The following is a 15673-nucleotide window of genomic DNA, read 5'->3' as shown; positions in this document are numbered from 1 at the left end:
GTCGCCTCGCCGCGTCCCGGCTCGGACCCGGCCAGAACCCCTCGAGGAGTTGCCTTGGACATCACCGTTCTCGGCGGTCCCGCTCCGCAGCACGGGCTCGGGGTCGTCGCGCCGTTCGACTTCGCCCTGGACCGCGAGCTGTGGCGCTGGGTTCCGGACGACGTCTCGCTCCACCTGACGCGCACACCGTACGTTCCGGTCGAGGTGTCCCCCGACATGGCCAGGATCGTCAGCGAGCACCAGACCCTGCGGGACGCGGTGCTCACCCTGAGCGCCGTCCATCCGGAGGCGGTGACCTACGCCTGCACGTCCGGCAGCTTCATCGACGGCATCGCCGGTGAGCGGTCCATGTGCGCGGCGATGCGCCAGGTGGTGCCGATCCCGGCGACCACGACCTCCGGCGCGCTGCTCGACGCACTGGCCGAGTTCGGCGCCCGCAGGGTCGCGGTCATCACCCCCTACACCAGGTCGCTCACCGACGCGCTGGAGGCCTATCTGGCCGAGGGCGGCGTGACCGTGACCGGTCGTGCCTACCTCGGCCTGACCGGGGAGATCTGGCGGGTGCCGTACCAGTCGGTGCTGGACATGGCGCGCGGCGGCGTGGCCGAGGGCGCCGACGCGCTGTTCATCAGCTGCACCAACCTCCCCACGTACGACGTGATCCCGCAGCTGGAGGCGGAGCTGCGGATCCCGGTGCTGTCCGCGAACCAGGTGACGGCCTGGGCCGCGCTGCACAGCATCGGCATCGCCGCGGTCGGCCCCTACCAGGCGCTGCTCGACCCGGCGGCCCGTGCGGTGCTGCCCGGAACCGCCGGACCGGCCGTGCCGTCGCCGGGCCCGCTCACCGGCGAGCCGCCGGAGCTCCTCCGCCGCGAGGGCGAGGGCTTCGACACGCCCATGGTGTGACGGGCGACGGCCGTACGGCGCCCGTGGCCGGGCCCGGCATCGGGGTCAGTGCAGCGGCACGGTCACCTCGCCCGTCCCCGACGCGCTCGCCCCGCCGGCGACGCGCACGGTGAACGGCCGGTCGGTGCCGTCCGCGGTGACGGTCAGCAGGTCGCCCTCGCGTCGGACGCGGAACACGGCCGCCGGCGCGCCGGCCGGGTCGGGTACGCCGACCTCGGTGGTGAACTCGGGCGAGGACGGCGGATGGACGAGCAGGGTCGGACCGTCCAGCCAGTCGCCGTCGGGCCGCTGGTCGTCGGCGGCCAGCGGCAGAACGGCGCCCTCGCGGACGTAGAGCGGAAGGCTGTCGTAGTCGTGCCGTTCGGTGCGCCACACCGGGCCGGTGACCCGCTCGCCGCTGAGGAGATGGGTCCAGGTGCCCTCGGGAAGGTAGACCTCCACCTCTCCGTCCGCGCTGAACACCGGGGCGACCAGGAGGTCGCGGCCCAGCATGTACTGGCGGTCCAGCGGGCGGCACGCCGGATCGTGCGGGAACTCCAGGACCATGGGCCGCATCAGCGGCACGCCGGTGCGGTGGGCCTCGACGGCGGCACCGTACAGATACGGCATGAGACGGTGCTTGAGCAGGGTGAACCGGCGGGCGACCGCGACGGCCCCGGCGCCGAACTGCCACGGCACCCGGTAGGAGGTCGAGCCGTGCAGGCGGCTGTGGGAGGACAGCAGCCCGAAGGCAAGCCAGCGCTTGAAGACCGCGGGGTCGGGCGTGCCCTCGAAACCCCCGATGTCGTGGCTCCAGAAGCCGAAGCCGCTCAGGGACAGGGACAGGCCGCCCCTCAGCGACTCGGCCATGGCCTCGAAGGACGACCAGCAGTCGCCGCCCCAGTGCACGGGGTACTGCTGGCCGCCCGCCGTCGCGGACCGGGCGAAGAGCACGGCCTCGCCCTGGCCGCGCTCCTTCTCCAGCAGTTCGAAGACCGTCCGGTTGTACAGGTGGGTGTAGTAGTTGTGCATCCGCTCCGGGTCCGAGCCGTCGTGCCAGACCACGTCGGTGGGCACCCGCTCGCCGAAGTCCGTCTTGAAGCAGTCCACGCCCTGGTCCAGCAGCGGTTTCAGCTTGGACTGGAACCAGGCGCGGGCGTCGGCGCTGGTGAAGTCGACCAGCCCCATGCCGGCCTGCCACAGGTCCCACTGCCACACGTCGCCGTTCGGCCGGCGCACCAGGTGCCCGAGTTCTGCGGCCTCCTCGAACAGCGGGGACTTCTGCGCGATGTACGGGTTGATCCAGACGCTGACCTTCAGGCCCTTGGCCTTCAGCCGGGCGAGCATGCCCTCCGGGTCGGGGAAGACCTCGGGGTCCCACGCGAAGTCGCACCACTGGTACTCGCGCATCCAGAAGCAGTCGAAGTGGAAGACGGACAGCGGGATACCGCGCTCGGCCATGCCGTCGACGAAGGACATGACCGTCCGCTCGTCGTAGTCGGTGGTGAAGGAGGTGGTCAGCCACAGGCCGAAGGACCAGGCGGGCGGCAGGGCCGGGCGGCCGGTCAGGGCGGTGTAGCGGGTGAGGACGTCCTTGGGGGTGGGGCCGGCGACGACGTAGTACTCCATCGTCTGGTCCTCGACGCTGAACTGCACCTGGCCGACGGACTCGGAACCGACCTCGAAGGAGACCGCGCCGGGGTGGTTGACGAAGACGCCGTAGCCGCGTGAGGACAGGTAGAAGGGGATGTTCTTGTACGCCTGCTCACTGCTGGTGCCGCCGTCCGCCTGCCAGATGTCGATCACCTGGCCGTTCTTGACGAACGGGGTGAAGCGCTCGCCGAGGCCGTAGATCTGCTCGCCCACGCCGAGCGTGAGCTGGGCGAGGACGTGGTGGGCGCCGCCGTCGGTGGTGGCGAACGCGGTGCCCTTGCGGCCGGCCCGGGTCAGCTCCCGCCCGTCGGCATCGTGGAAGGCCAGGGTCCAGGGGGCGGCACGGTCCAGGCGCAGCGTCAGCGGGCCGCTGACCAACTCGGTGACGGTGCCCTCCTGGCGCGCCTCGCCCGCGCCGCCGGGCTCGGCCGCGAGGGCGAAGTCCGGGCCCACCTGCCGGCGGCCGGCGTGGTGGGTCACGCGGACACCGATGACGCCCTCGGCGGGTGAGAAGCAGTCGACGGTGAGCAGCGGCGCGTTGAGCGTGTCCCCTCTGCGGGTCACCTTCTGTGCGGCGGCCCAGGCAGTGAAGCGCTTCGACTGCACGCGCAGATCGCGCACCTCGGTGGCGTAGGTGAGCTGGACGCCGTCGCGGATGCGCCAGAACCCGTTGGTGAACTTCATGGTCTTCCTCGGAGGAGCGGGGCTGTTCGGCGGGGACCTCGGAGGCTGTCACCCGGATTTTGATCGTACACAGAACACGGGACGGACGGAGGCGTGATCCGCGACAAATACCTATCTGAACAGCAGTTTTATACCGGTCAACAAGGTGTGCGCATCCGGACCGTGTACGACCCGACACCGGTTCGGGTCTAGCGCGGCGCCAGGGATTGCCGTATTAGTCATGGCAGAAAACAAAGGAACCGGCGCGACGCCGGGCGATACGACAGCAAGGGCCGCAGGATGTCGAAGCGCTTCAACGCCATCACCCGGAACCGGTCAACGTCGTGGACCGTCGGCCGGCACGGACGGGATCCGGCCGCCGCGCGCCGCGGCAGACGCTCCCGCGGGGCCGTGGTGCCGCTCGCCGTCGTCTCCGCGCTGGTCGCCGGCGCCGCCCTGACCGGATGCGGTCAGCAGCGCGACAGCGACGTCTACACCGTGCTGAACTCCTCGACCGACGAGACCTATCACCGCTGGGACGCCGAGGCGATGGCCCGGTGCGGCAGGCAGCTCGGCGTCACGATCGAGCAGCAGAGCGTCCCCGCGGCGCAGGTGATGACCAAGGCGCTGCGCATGGCGTCCTCGAAGTCGCTGCCCGACATCGTGCAGTTCGACGCCTCCGAGATGCCGACGTTCGCCGAGGCCGGCGGGCTGATCGACCTCAGGACGCTGGGCCTGGGCACCGACGACATACCCCAGGGGATCGTGAACTTCGGCTCCTACAAGGGGACCTACTACGGCGCGGCCCGGTCGGTGAACACGCTCGCGCTGTTCTACAACAAGGACATCCTCGCCGAGGCGGGTGTGAAGGTCCCCACCACCTGGGACGAGCTGCGCGAGAGCGCCCGCAGGCTCACCCAGGGCAAGCGGTACGGCCTGGCGCTCAGCGCGGGCGGCGCCGAGGACGGCGTCTTCCAGTTCACGCCGTTCATGTGGTCCAACGGCGGCGACGAGCGACGGCTGGACGGACCCCGGGTCGTCGAGGCCCTGGACTTCTGGAAGTCCCTGCTGAAGGACCACTCGCTGTCGAAGTCGACGGTCAGCTGGACCCAGGCGGACGTCAACGACCAGTTCATGGCGGGCAACGCCGCGATGATGATCAACGGCCCGTGGCAGGTCGAGACGCTGAACACCAAGAAGTCGCTGCACTGGGGCATCGCGCGGATCCCGGTGCCGAAGCCCGGAGGCACGTCCGTGGGGCCCCTCGGCGGCGCGGTGCTGACCGTGCCCGACACCGGGGACAGGGCGCGGGAGAGGACGGCCGGACGGATCGTCGCCTGCCTGTCCAGTGAGCAGGAGCAGCTGACCTACGCGCTCAACAGCTGGATGGTCCCGGCCAACGAGAAGGCCGCCGCACAGTGGCGCAAGCGGGTGCCCGAGCTGGACGCCCTCGCCGACCAGGTCGCCGCGGCCCGCTCCCGTACGGCCGAGGTCGGCGCCGGATGGTCGGGCATCTCGCTCGCGCTGCAGAGCGCCTTCCAGTCGGCCCTGACCGGCGAGTCCAGCACGTCCGCCCTCGAGCGCGCGCAGCAGCGGGCCACCAGCGGGAACTGAGGTACGCGTACATGACCACGTCCACCGTCACCGTCCCCGCGCCCTCCGCGGCGCGGCAGACCGCCGGCGCCCCGGATCCGCGACGGCTCCGGCTGCGGCGCCGCCTCGCCCAGTGGGGGTTCGTCGCCCCCGCGGTCGTCTTCATGCTGCTGTTCTTCGGCTACCCGCTCGTCCGCAACGTCGTCATGAGCTTCCAGCACTACACACCGAAGACCTTCTTCACCGGCGACGCCCCCTTCAACGGCGTCGACAACTGGTCGAAGGTCTTCCAGGACGCCCTCTTCGGCAAGGCGCTGTGGCACACGCTGGTGTTCACCGCCGGGTCGCTGCTCGGGCAGTTCTGCATCGGCCTCGCACTCGCGGTGTTCTTCAGCCGCAGGTTCCCCCTGGGCGGTGTGCTGAGGTCGTTGATCCTGCTGCCCTGGCTGGTGCCCATGGTGGTGTCCGGCATCGTGTGGCGGCGTGTCCTCGACCAGGACACGGGCGTACTGAACTCGTTCCTGGACACGATCGGCCTGGGCGGCCACACCCCATGGCTGACCAGCCCCGGCATGGCCCTGCTCTCGGTGATCCTGGTCAACATCTGGATCGGCATCCCGTTCAACATGGTCATCCTCTACGGCGGTCTCCAGGAGATCCCCAAGGAGCTGTACGAGGCGGCCTCGCTGGACGGCGCCTCGGCCTGGCGGTCCTTCCGGTCCGTCTCGCTGCCGATGCTCAAGCCGGTGATCACGGTCGTCCTGGTCCTCGGCTTCATGTCGACGGTGAAGATCCTCGACCTGATCCTCGCCCTGACCGACGGCGGCCCCGCCGACGCCACCCAGACCCTGGGCACGCTCACCTACCAGAACTCGTTCGTGCAGCTGGACTTCGGGGCCGGTGCGGTCGTCGGCAACGTACTCATCCTGGTCTCCGCGGTGTTCGCCGTGTTCTACCTGCGGGCCAACCGCACCGAGGGGAAGTGACGTCCATGGCCTCGCCCACGCCCACGACATCCAGGCGCCGCTGGGGTTCGACCATCGCCGGCGTGCTCATCCTGTGCGTGATGCTCTTTCCGCTGTACTGGATGCTCAACACCGCCCTCCAGCCGGAGTCGGGTCTGCTCCAGGTCGACCCGGTGCCGGGCAGCCTGGACCTGTCCGGCTTCTCCAAGGCCCTGGGCGACCAGGGGGGCCACCTGCTGACCTCGCTGGCCGTCTCGCTCGGCGCGGTCGTCATCTGTCTGGCGATCGCGGCCCCGGCCGCCTACGGGCTGGCCCGGTTCGGGCTGCGCGGCTCGCGGTCGATCGTGTTCGGCACGCTGATCACCCAGATGGTGCCGGGCATCGTCATCGCCAACGCGCTCTACAACACGTACGTCGACCTGGGCCTGGTCAACTCCTACTTCGGCCTGATGCTGGCGGACGCCTCCCTCGGCATCCCGTTCTCCATCGTGCTGATGCGCTCCTTCATGGTGTCGATACCGGGCGAGGTGATCGAGGCGGCGCAGATGGACGGTGCGGGGCCGGTGCGGACGTTCGTCCGGGTGGTGCTGCCGATGAGCCGCAACTCGCTGATCACCTCGGGCCTGTTCGCGTTCCTGTTCTCCTGGAGCGACTTCATGTTCGCCCTCACCCTGAACACGACCGACGACGTCAAGCCGGTCACCCTCGGCATCTACCAGTACATCGGGGCGCACGTCGGCGACTGGGGCTCGGTGATGGCCGCGTCCGTGCTGTCCGCGGTGCCGGCGGCGATCCTCCTCGTGCTCGCGCAGAAGTACATCGCCGCGGGCATCACCGGCGGTTCCGTCAAGTGACCGGCACCCATTCCCGCGGTCCCGGGTGATCACCGCCTCCGACGCAGCGCGCCGGGCCCGAGCACCCGGGCCCGGCGCACCCACACGGGTCACACGGCGCAGCGGGGCCACACCGTTCTCGGTCGTGGCCCCGAAAGTGGGTGAGCCCCGGGCGCGGCGGGCATCACCAGCGTGTGGCACATGTGTCGCGCGTGCCGCGAGAAGGTGAGGTGAAGCGCCCATGGCCACCCTCGACATCCGCGACCTGCGCTGTTCGGTCCTCACCGAATCCGGACCGCGCGAGATCCTCCACGGCGTCGACCTGGTCGTACGCCAGGGCGAGACCCATGCCATCATGGGCCCCAACGGTTCCGGCAAGACCACCCTGGCCTACGCCCTCGCCGGGCACCCCAAGTACCACATCACCTCGGGCTCGGTCACGCTGGACGGCGAGGACGTGCTGGCGATGAAGGTCGACGAACGGGCCCGGGCCGGCATGTTCCTCGCGATGCAGTACCCCGTCGAGGTTCCCGGCGTCTCCATGACGAACTTCCTTCGCTCCGCCGCCACCGCCGTCCGCGGCGAGGCGCCCAGGCTGCGCACCTGGATGAAGGAGGTCCGCGAGGCGATGGAGCGGTTGCAGATCGACCCGGCCTTCGCCGAGCGCAACGTCAACGAGGGATTCTCCGGCGGCGAGAAGAAGCGCCACGAGATCCTCCAGCTCGAACTGCTCCGGCCGAAGATCGCCATCCTCGACGAGACCGACTCCGGCCTCGACATCGACGCGCTGCGCGTCGTCTCCGCCGGCGTCAACCGGGTGCGGGCCACCGGAACGGTGGCCACCCTGCTGATCACCCACTACACCCGCATCCTGCGCTACGTCCGCCCGGACCACGTCCACGTCTTCGCCGACGGCCGCATCGCGGACTCCGGTGGGCCTGAGCTCGCCGACCGGCTCGAGGAGGAGGGCTACGAGGCGTACGCCTGACGAACGGTGCCGGGGGCGGTACGCCGATGTCGGTGACCGGGTTGTCACCCCCGGTGCGAACCCGGTGCACAGCGCCGCGTGGGCACATCGCGGCGAACCGGGCCGTCCTTCCCGCCGTCCCGCGGCGCGCGCGGGGCGATCATGGCCGCTTGGTGCGACGATGGGCGGAGACGAGAGGTCAGGAGCCGTTTCACGGTGGAGAGGGACATCAGGAGTGGTCGGCCTCCCGACGGCGACACGACGCACGGCTGCGGCGTACTGCGCCGGCCGTCTCTGGAAGCAGTGCTCGGAGAGGCCCTCCGCGATGCCATGACGGAAATGGAGGGGATCGCCGGTGTGGTCTACCTCCTCGACGACGACCGGGCTCATCTCGAGGCCACGATGATCGCAGGTGAACCGCCGTCGATCTTCGTCATGCCGGAACGGATAGCCGTGGACGCACCGTCCGTCTCGGCGACTGCCTACCGGACGGGCACCCTGGCGATCGCCGGGGCGTCGGCCCTCCTTCCCCGCGATGAGCCGTTGACCTGCGCGATCCCCCGCCCCTACGCCCTCGCCTCGGTGCCGCTGGCGCCGGCGGGCCGCCGCCTCGGAGCGCTGACGGTCGTATGCGCCCCTGGCCGCGACCGGTTGCCCGACCAGGAGCAGAAGGCCCGCTTCCACGCCATCGGGAAGCAGCTCGCGGGCGAGTTGGCACGTCTGGAAGAGCGCGCCGTGCCGCTCGAACGCGGCTCGAAGATCGTGATTGTTCCCGTGTTCACCGAACATGTGCAGCGCGGGCCCTCTGGCGGAGACACCGGCAGCCTGCCATCGCAGGCGGTCACCTGGGGAATTCCGGGAGTGCCCGGTTCGTCCGCCCTGACGATCATGTACCACGTGCACAGGCTGGCCGACGACCTGAACCGGGTGGCAGGCATGGACGACCTCGTCGAGGCCGCCCGGTCGCGTGTCATGCGCCCCTTCGGGGCAGAGGCCGTGATGCTCAGCGTCATCGACGAAGGCCGTCTCTGGGTCGTCGGGCACCAAGGACGCCCCAGCGAGGTGCCCCGGGACGTCCACGGCTCCTTCGGGGCCGACGGCTCGACGCCCGAGGCGGACACCATCCGCACCCGCCGTCCGCTGTTCTTCGAGAACCGCGCCGCCCTGCTCGCCGATTACCCGCACGCTCCCGAGGACGGCAGGCAGGCCTGGGCCTTCCTCCCGCTGAGCTCCAGAGGGCAGCCCGTCGGCGCCTGCGCTCTCGGTTTCGCCGCGCCGCGCACTTTCGGGCCCGAGGAGGAGGTGGTGCTCATGATGATGGCCCACCTGCTCGGACCGACCCTCGAACGCATCCGGCTCGGTGCCAATGAACGCATGCTCGCGGAGAGCCTGCAGAAGAAGCTGCTGCCCCGTATCCTCCCCGACCGGCCCGAGCTCATCACCACGGCACGCTATCTTCCCGCGCCCAACACCGCCGGTGTCGGCGGCGACTGGTACGACGTGATCCCGCTGCCGGAAGGGCGGATCGCCCTGGTGGTGGGGGACGTCGAGGGACACCACATCGAAAGCTCGGTCCTCATGGGGCAGCTGCGCAGTGCCGTCCGCGCCTACGCCACCGAGGGTCACGACCCGGCCACCGTTCTCGCCCGGACCGGCCGACTGCTGACCGACCTGGACACCGAGCTCCTGGCGACATGCTGCTTCCTGCTGCTCGATGTCACGTCGGGAACCGCCGAAATCGCTCTCGCCGGCCACCCGGCTCCGCTGATCTGTGGTCCCGACGGCCGGATCGGCGCCGCGGAGGTGCCCCCCGGCGTGCCGCTGGGCGTCCCGTCGGCCGATCCGTACCGCGTCGGCGAGCTGACCCTCCTCGCCGGCACATTGCTGCTGTTGTACACCGATGGCGTCACCCGTTCCTCCGATGTGCCCGGCGCGGCGGAGTCGCTGCTGGCCTCCTGCCTCAAGAGGACCCGCACCGAGGACTCGCACCTGGAGGATCTGGCCGACCTCCTCATCGGCTCGGTACCGGATTCGGCGGAACGACGCGACGACGTCGCGTTGCTCCTCGCCCGCTACGGCGGTGCGCGTCTGGGTCCCCGCCGCCGCATCAGCAGCATGGCCATCCAGCGGCACGACCTCAGAGCTGTCAAGAAGGCCCGTACCTTCCTCTGTGACCGCCTCGGCGAGTGGGGGCTGGACCACGCGTCGGAGGACATGATGCTGATGGCGTCCGAAGTCGTCACCAACGCGCTGATCCATGCGGACAGCGACGTGGAGATGCGCCTGCGGGAGTACTCGGACCGCGTCCGGCTGGAGGTCCGCGACGCCGATCCGACGCCGCCGATCCCCTCGATCACCGCCGCCCGCGACGCGGTTTCGGAGTCGGAGCACGGCCGCGGGCTCTTCATCGTGGACAGCCTCGCTTCGTCCTGGGGGAGCTCGCCGAGCGGCCGCGGAAAGACGGTATGGGTCGAGATACGCACCTGACCGTGAGCGAAGGAGCAGGCGCATGAGCCCTCGCCTGAAGGCGATCACCCGCGAGGAACACCTGGCCTTCGTCACGGCGCAGCCGTCGGTCAGTCCTGCGCAGGTGCCCGCCTGGGGCGACGTGAAGCCGGACTGGCGGGCGGAGAGCCTGGGCTGGTTCGGCGAGGACGACCGTCTCGTCGGGGTGGGGCTGGTGCTGCTGCGGCCGTTGGATCTTCGCCATCGTTCACAGGCGTTCATCCCGCGACCGATCAGCGCGGATCAACCCAGGACAAGCGGCAGCCGCGTAGCCAACTCGCCCAGCTCGGCCCTCTCCGCCACGCCCGGGCCTCGCCGTCCGGTACCGATCAGCAGCGCGTCGGAGTCGGAGAACGACGGAGGGAACGCGGCGCCGGCGATCTTCTCCAGCAGCTCGCGCGACCGGGCGAGCCCCTCCGCGGGCGGCCGCGCCGCGCCCGGGAGGTGCGCGATCAGGTCGAGGTGGTGCAGCGTCCATTCCAGGACGTACGCGCTCAGGTAGTCGCCCGCGGTGAGCACCTGATCCCGGGTGGCCACGCGGAGAGCGGGGTCCACGAGTTCGGCGGCGCGTCCGGCGGCCGAACCGACGTCATCGAGGTGGAACTTGAGCAGCCACGGCTCTTCGTACGCGGCGGCCAGGCGGACGGTCAGCGCGTCGAGCGGGTCGTCACCGGTCGGGGCCGCCACCAGGTTCCAGTAGGTCACCGCGTCCCTCGTCGGCTCCACGTCGGCCGGGGTCACCAGGGTGATCAGGACGTCCTGGGCGTCGATGACCAGATGGCACACCAGGTCCCTTACGAGCCAGCCGGTGCAGCCGGACGGCCGTGCGAAGTCCTGGTCGGCGAGTTCGGCGACGGCGGTGCGCAGTGCCGCCCAGGAGCGTGAGAAGAGATCCACGGCCGCAAGCTAGCAGCACCTGACGTCGCGTCGCGGAGGGACGGCCCCTGCGGACGCCGCCGCCGTACCGCCGCACGGCGCCCGTGCTTCCGGAGCGCCGACACGGGGTGCACGAGGCACGGGAATGTGCGGTACGCCTCATAGGCTGGTGCGCCGAGCAAAGGAGCAGGCGAGCGAAGGAGCAGGCGCATGAGCCCTCGCCTGAAGGCGATCACCCGCGAGGAACACCTGGCCTTCGTCACGGCGCAGCCGTCGGTCAGTCATATGCAGGTGCCCGCCTGGGGCGACGTGAAGCCGGACTGGCGGGCGGAGAGCCTGGGCTGGTTCGGCGAGGACGACCGTCTCGTCGGGGTGGGGCTGGTGCTGCTGCGGCCGTTGCCGAAGCTGAAGCGGTACCTCGCCTATCTGCCGGAGGGGCCCGTCATCGACTGGGCCGCACCGGATCTCGAGGGGTGGCTGGAACCGATGCTGAGCCACCTGAAGGGACTGGGCGCGTTCTCGGTGCGGATGGGGCCGCCGGTGGTGGCCCGCCGCTGGAGCGCCGAGGCGGTCAAGGCCGCGATCGCCGACCCCGGGGCCCGCCGGCTCGGGGACGTGCAGGCCACCACGCGGGAGCCGCGGGCCGCCGACATCGCCGACCGGCTGCGTCGGATGGGCTGGCGGCAGAGCGAGCCCGGCGCCGAGGAGGGCTTCGCCGCGGGACAGCCGCGCCACGTCTTCCAGGTGCCGTTCGCCGGACGGTCGCTGGAGGAGATCCACCAGGGTCTCAACCAGCAGTGGCGCCGCAACATCAAGAAGGCGGAGAAGGCCGGCGTCAAGGTCGTCCAGGGCGGTTACGAGGACCTGCCCACCTTCCACGCCCTGTATGTGGAGACCGCTGAGCGCGACCGGTTCGTCCCGCGTCCGCTCGGCTACTTCCAGCGCATGTGGTCCGCGCTGCGAGCCGAGGACCCCGACCGTATGCGCCTCTACCTCGCCCACCACGAGGGGGACGTACTCGCCGCCGCCACCATGCTGACGGTCGGGAGACACGTCTGGTACTCCTACGGCGCCTCCGCCGACCGCAGGCGCGACGTCCGGCCGAACAACGCCGTCCAGTGGCGGATGATGTCCGACGCCCACGAACTCGGGGCGAGCGTCTACGACTTCCGCGGCATCACCGACACCCTGGAGGAGGACAACCACCTCCTGGGACTGCTCCGGTTCAAGGCCGGCAGCGGAGGCGAGGCCGTCGAGTACCTCGGCGAGTGGGGCTACCCGCTCAACGGCGTCCTGCACAAGGCCCTCGGCCTCTACATGTCCCGACGGCGCTGACGGGGTGACGGCGGAGGCCGCCGTGCCCCGGACGGCTGCGGCGGCCGGGTGACCAGGGTGGCAGGCCGTTCATGCCGAACCTGGAGAGACGGACGAGCAGGAGGAGGATGACGAACCGCATCTGCACGGTGGGGCATTCGACACGGGACTTCGGCGACGTGCTGGAGATGCTGCGGAACAACGGGGTCACCTGCCTCGTCGATGTGCGTTCGTACCCCTCGTCGCGCAAGTTCCCGCAGTGGAACCAGCAGGCCGTCATCGACGCGCTGCCTCCCGACATCGCCTACCGGTGGATCCCGCAACTGGGCGGCCGGCGCCACACCCCCAAGGGCGTACCGAGCGAGAACGGCGCATGGCGGGTCAAGGCCTTCCGCGACTACGCCGACCACATGGCCACCGACGAATTCGCCGAGGGCCTCAACGAGCTGCTCGAGCTGGCCGAACACGAACGGCCGGCGATCATGTGCAGCGAGGCGGTGCCCTGGCGCTGCCACCGCAGGCTGATCACCGACGCACTGATCGTCGCGGGCGCCGAGGTCGGGCACATCATGTCGGCCACGACGACGAAGCCCGCCGCACTGGACCAGCGCGCACGGGTCCACGACGGGCGTCTCACCTACCCGCCCGAGTCCCCCTGATGCCGGGCCGGTCACCGCGGCACGGGCGCCGTCGCGGCCTCAGCCGTGCGGCGCGGACACGGCGGTCCCAGCGGCACGGCCGCGGGACACCGCACCGGTCCTGGTGACGCCGAACGGTATCCGTGGGAGCATCACGGATCGGCCGGCGGACCGGTCCGCACGACCTCCGGAGAGGCGGTGCCCATGGCAGGCGACGGCGGCGTGACGGCACACCCCGACCGCGAGCTGAGCTGGACCGTCTACGGCCGGCGGCAGCTGGACCGCGGATACTCGCCCCCCGTGCCCGGGCGCATCGACTGGGGCTTCTGGCCGGGCGTGGGCCCGGGAGCCGAGGTCCTCGGAGACATCCGCGGCAAGCGGGTCCTCGACATCGGATCCGGCCCCGGGATCCACGCCGTCCACCTGGCCCGCGAGTACGGCGCCCGCGTGGACGGCGTCGACCTCTCCCCCACCCAGCACCAGCGGGCCGTGAACGAGCACGGAACGGAGCCGGGGGTCCGCTTCCTGTGCGTGGACGCGGCCGAGCACCTGCGCCGCGAGCAGCCGTACGACGCGGCCTACGGCCTCCGTACCCTCGGCTGCGTCGATCCGCACCACCTGCTGCCGGCCCTTCGGGACGGCCTGGCCGACGGTGCGCCCCTCGTCTTCTCCGCCCTGCACACCGACGCCGAAGGCCGGGGACCGGACGACGAGGTGGCATCACGCCGGCAGTTGATCCGGCTGCGCGGCGAGGAACCCCTCCCCACCCGGATGTGGGTGCTCACCCCGCGGCTCTGGGCGGACCTCCTGACCGACCACGGTTTCCAGGTGGAGGCGATCGAACTGCTCACCGCACCCGACGACGACGATCCCGTGGTCGTCCAACTCGTCCAGGCCAGGCGCCACCGCCGCACCGGCCCGTCGCCCCTGACCAGCCGCCCGAGGAGCCGGCGACCACCCGCGCCGCACGCCGCGATCGGTGTCGGCGCCATCGTGTTCGGCGAGCGCGGCCTGCTGCTGGGACGGCACCGGCACGGCACATGGGAGCTGCCGGGCGGCACCGTCGAACCCGGGGAGGCCCTGGAGGAGACCGTCGTACGCGAACTCGCGGAGGAGACCGGGCTCATGGCACGGCCACAGGACGTGACCCTGCTCGGCACGCTCGTCGACCATGTCGAGGACGTCGTACGCGTCACCGTGGGCGCCGTCGTCACGGTGTGGCAGGGCGAGCCGTCCGACCAGCCGGGGGAGAAAGTGGGCGGCTGGCGCTGGTGGCCCCTGAACGCGCTGCCGCACGGGCTGTTCGTGTGCAGTGCCCAGATCCTGACGGCCTGGCGCTCCGACGGGCCGCCCATCGACCACGCCCCCGCGCACTTCACCCCCTACGCCCCCGGCCGGTACGGCGCCTGAGGAGACCCGGCGGAACACGGTGGCCGGGCCGATCGCGTCGGGGCCGAACCTGTCGCGTACGCGGTCCATGGCCTCCTCTCCCACCAGGCGTGCCTCCCGGGCGTGGTCGAGACCGGTCTGTCGGGCGACGTGGCACTGATCGGGTGCGACGACTCCACGGTCGCCCCGTACGCGGACCCGCCCCTGCCGAGCGTCCGGCAGCCGACGGAGGAGACGGGCCGCACCATGCCGCAGGTGCTGCCGGCGGAGGTCGAGCAGAGCACCACCGTCCGGCGCGCCACGTGGTGCGGTCCACGGACCTTGGTGCTGCGCGCATCCTCCTGAGCACGAAGCCCCGCGCCCACGCGCGTCCCCGTCCGGCGGCGGTCGCTCGCGACGCCGGCCGGCACGTCGCCGACTCCCGGTAGAAGGCCTGTTCATGCCGCGCGCCCGGGGCGCACGGCATCAGGCGCCGAGGGCTCGCGTGCACCCGCTGTTTCGTCATGTTTCTGTCAACCCCCTTCCCACGGCTCGCGCGGCTTGTTATTTTCCTCAGCGCATTGGGAGCGCTCCCACACTCAACTGGGTTCCCGCTCAGGGGAGTTGTCGCCGGCGGCAGCCGGTGGGGAGAGCCGTCCGGCACGCCCGGACGGGGCCGGCGCTCCCGGCGCAGGTACCACCGCACCCGAAGGGGACCGGTTGCAGGGGCGCGCGACACGGGCCTTCGAGGAGCGCATCGTCCATGAGCACGGGGCACTTCAGGCGGACAGGAGGTACGCGCACAGCAACGACCGGCGGATCGCGGACGCGATCCATTCGATACCGGCGGCCACGGTCACACCATCGGCCTCGCCGCAGCACGACGGTGGATGTCCGCACAGGTGGCGCCGGCACCGCGGGCGGCGAACCCTGACGGACCTCTCGGGTGCGCCAGGTCCTCCCACTCCCGCACCTGGGCGGACGGGCCTCCGACAACCGGTTCCCGCAAGGGACAGGGCGTCGCCTGCCCCCTCCCCGTTGCCGGGCCGGCCGGCGGTGCGCGGCGACCAGCCGCGCACGGCGCGGTGTGTCGCGGCTCCACCGGCGCGCGGTGTCACGCATGGCCCGCCACGCGTCAGAGAACGGAAGGAAGCCATCGGTGAAGAAGCTCCAACGCCCCTCCAGATCGCGGCTCGACCGCAGTGTCTCGGTGCTGTCGGCCCTCGCCCTCGGGTCGGCGCTGGCCGTGGCACTCGCGCCGCAGTCCGCGTCTGCCGCCACGCGGGTCGACAACCCGTTCGTGGGGGCGAAGGCGTACGTGAACCCGGAGTGGTCGGCGCACGCCGCGGCCGAGCCGGGCGGCAGCGCCATCGCCGACCAGCCGACCGCCGTGTGGCTCGACCGGATCGCCGC

11 protein-coding genes and 3 pseudogenes are annotated in these 15673 nt (G+C 71.1%); 12 read left to right on the top strand and 2 right to left on the bottom strand.

The genetic code is table 11. The annotated features are described in order from the left end of the window. Nucleotides 1-54 precede the first annotated feature (54 nt). The gene (locus ACWDUZ_RS13900; RefSeq protein ID WP_451632022.1) at nt 55-906 is read left to right on the top strand and encodes a maleate cis-trans isomerase family protein; all 852 of its coding nucleotides are present in this window, start codon (nt 55-57) and stop codon (nt 904-906) included. A gap of 45 nt (nt 907-951) precedes the next feature. Here the strand turns inward: ACWDUZ_RS13900 and yicI are convergent, their stop codons facing one another. Continuing rightward, on the bottom strand, nt 952-3222 hold the full coding sequence (yicI, locus tag ACWDUZ_RS13895; RefSeq protein ID WP_451632021.1) for an alpha-xylosidase: 2271 nt from the start codon (nt 3220-3222) through the stop codon (nt 952-954). A gap of 279 nt (nt 3223-3501) precedes the next feature. Between yicI and ACWDUZ_RS13890 the strand changes: the two genes are divergently transcribed. From ACWDUZ_RS13890 to ACWDUZ_RS13865, 6 genes and pseudogenes are all read left to right on the top strand, one after another. After that, nucleotides 3502-4815, top strand: a complete 1314-nt coding sequence (locus ACWDUZ_RS13890) for an ABC transporter substrate-binding protein (RefSeq protein ID WP_451632020.1) — start codon at nt 3502-3504, stop codon at nt 4813-4815. An 11-nt stretch (nt 4816-4826) separates the two neighbouring features. Then, nucleotides 4827-5780 carry a carbohydrate ABC transporter permease gene (locus ACWDUZ_RS13885; protein WP_451632019.1) on the top strand — a complete coding sequence of 318 codons (954 nt, stop codon included), beginning with the start codon at nt 4827-4829 and terminating at the stop codon, nt 5778-5780. 5 nt (nt 5781-5785) lie between these two features. Then, the gene (locus tag ACWDUZ_RS13880; RefSeq protein WP_451632018.1) at nt 5786-6613 is read left to right on the top strand and encodes a carbohydrate ABC transporter permease; all 828 of its coding nucleotides are present in this window, start codon (nt 5786-5788) and stop codon (nt 6611-6613) included. 220 nt (nt 6614-6833) lie between these two features. Next, nucleotides 6834-7580 carry a Fe-S cluster assembly ATPase SufC gene (gene sufC / locus ACWDUZ_RS13875; protein ID WP_451632017.1) on the top strand — a complete coding sequence of 249 codons (747 nt, stop codon included), beginning with the start codon at nt 6834-6836 and terminating at the stop codon, nt 7578-7580. 309 nt (nt 7581-7889) lie between these two features. Next, nucleotides 7890-10046: a SpoIIE family protein phosphatase gene (locus tag ACWDUZ_RS13870; RefSeq protein ID WP_451632016.1), complete on the top strand. Its 2157-nt coding sequence runs from the start codon at nt 7890-7892 to the stop codon at nt 10044-10046. Between the two features lie 22 nt (nt 10047-10068). Continuing rightward, nucleotides 10069-10290: pseudogene (locus ACWDUZ_RS13865) on the top strand (peptidoglycan bridge formation protein FemAB); the annotation flags it as partial. A 17-nt stretch (nt 10291-10307) separates the two neighbouring features. On the opposite strand, the gene ACWDUZ_RS13860 reads toward ACWDUZ_RS13865, so the two are convergent. Beyond that, on the bottom strand, nt 10308-10961 hold the full coding sequence (locus ACWDUZ_RS13860; RefSeq protein WP_451632015.1) for a maleylpyruvate isomerase N-terminal domain-containing protein: 654 nt from the start codon (nt 10959-10961) through the stop codon (nt 10308-10310). A 189-nt stretch (nt 10962-11150) separates the two neighbouring features. Between ACWDUZ_RS13860 and ACWDUZ_RS13855 the strand changes: the two genes are divergently transcribed. The 5 genes and pseudogenes from ACWDUZ_RS13855 to ACWDUZ_RS13835 form a co-directional block, all read left to right on the top strand. Next, nucleotides 11151-12275, top strand: coding sequence for a lipid II:glycine glycyltransferase FemX (locus ACWDUZ_RS13855; RefSeq protein ID WP_451632014.1), 1125 nt, complete (start codon nt 11151-11153; stop codon nt 12273-12275). 107 nt (nt 12276-12382) lie between these two features. After that, nucleotides 12383-12913: a DUF488 domain-containing protein gene (locus tag ACWDUZ_RS13850; protein ID WP_451632013.1), complete on the top strand. Its 531-nt coding sequence runs from the start codon at nt 12383-12385 to the stop codon at nt 12911-12913. Nucleotides 12914-13096: 183 nt separating this feature from the next. Continuing rightward, the gene (locus ACWDUZ_RS13845; RefSeq protein ID WP_451632012.1) at nt 13097-14302 is read left to right on the top strand and encodes a bifunctional class I SAM-dependent methyltransferase/NUDIX hydrolase; all 1206 of its coding nucleotides are present in this window, start codon (nt 13097-13099) and stop codon (nt 14300-14302) included. Nucleotides 14303-14401: 99 nt separating this feature from the next. After that, nucleotides 14402-14626: pseudogene (locus ACWDUZ_RS13840) on the top strand (substrate-binding domain-containing protein); the annotation flags it as partial. Nucleotides 14627-15419: 793 nt separating this feature from the next. Continuing rightward, nucleotides 15420-15673 (top strand): annotated as a pseudogene (locus ACWDUZ_RS13835) (glycoside hydrolase family 6 protein); the annotation flags it as partial.

It is taken from the genome of Streptomyces sp. NPDC003393 (genome assembly GCF_053589015.1).
This window is presented reverse-complemented; position numbering and strand designations above follow the sequence as displayed.

What these genes read in the sequence shown, in the direction of transcription:
- yicI (WP_451632021.1), bottom strand. Translation starts at nt 3,222, where the DNA reads ATGAAGTTCACCAACGGGTTCTGGCGCATCCGCGACGGCGTCCAGCTC.
- ACWDUZ_RS13890 (WP_451632020.1), top strand. Translation starts at nt 3,502, where the DNA reads ATGTCGAAGCGCTTCAACGCCATCACCCGGAACCGGTCAACGTCGTGG.
- ACWDUZ_RS13885 (WP_451632019.1), top strand. Translation starts at nt 4,827, where the DNA reads ATGACCACGTCCACCGTCACCGTCCCCGCGCCCTCCGCGGCGCGGCAG.
- ACWDUZ_RS13880 (WP_451632018.1), top strand. Translation starts at nt 5,786, where the DNA reads ATGGCCTCGCCCACGCCCACGACATCCAGGCGCCGCTGGGGTTCGACC.
- sufC (WP_451632017.1), top strand. Translation starts at nt 6,834, where the DNA reads ATGGCCACCCTCGACATCCGCGACCTGCGCTGTTCGGTCCTCACCGAA.
- ACWDUZ_RS13870 (WP_451632016.1), top strand. Translation starts at nt 7,890, where the DNA reads ATGACGGAAATGGAGGGGATCGCCGGTGTGGTCTACCTCCTCGACGAC.
- ACWDUZ_RS13855 (WP_451632014.1), top strand. Translation starts at nt 11,151, where the DNA reads ATGAGCCCTCGCCTGAAGGCGATCACCCGCGAGGAACACCTGGCCTTC.
- ACWDUZ_RS13850 (WP_451632013.1), top strand. Translation starts at nt 12,383, where the DNA reads ATGACGAACCGCATCTGCACGGTGGGGCATTCGACACGGGACTTCGGC.
- ACWDUZ_RS13845 (WP_451632012.1), top strand. Translation starts at nt 13,097, where the DNA reads ATGGCAGGCGACGGCGGCGTGACGGCACACCCCGACCGCGAGCTGAGC.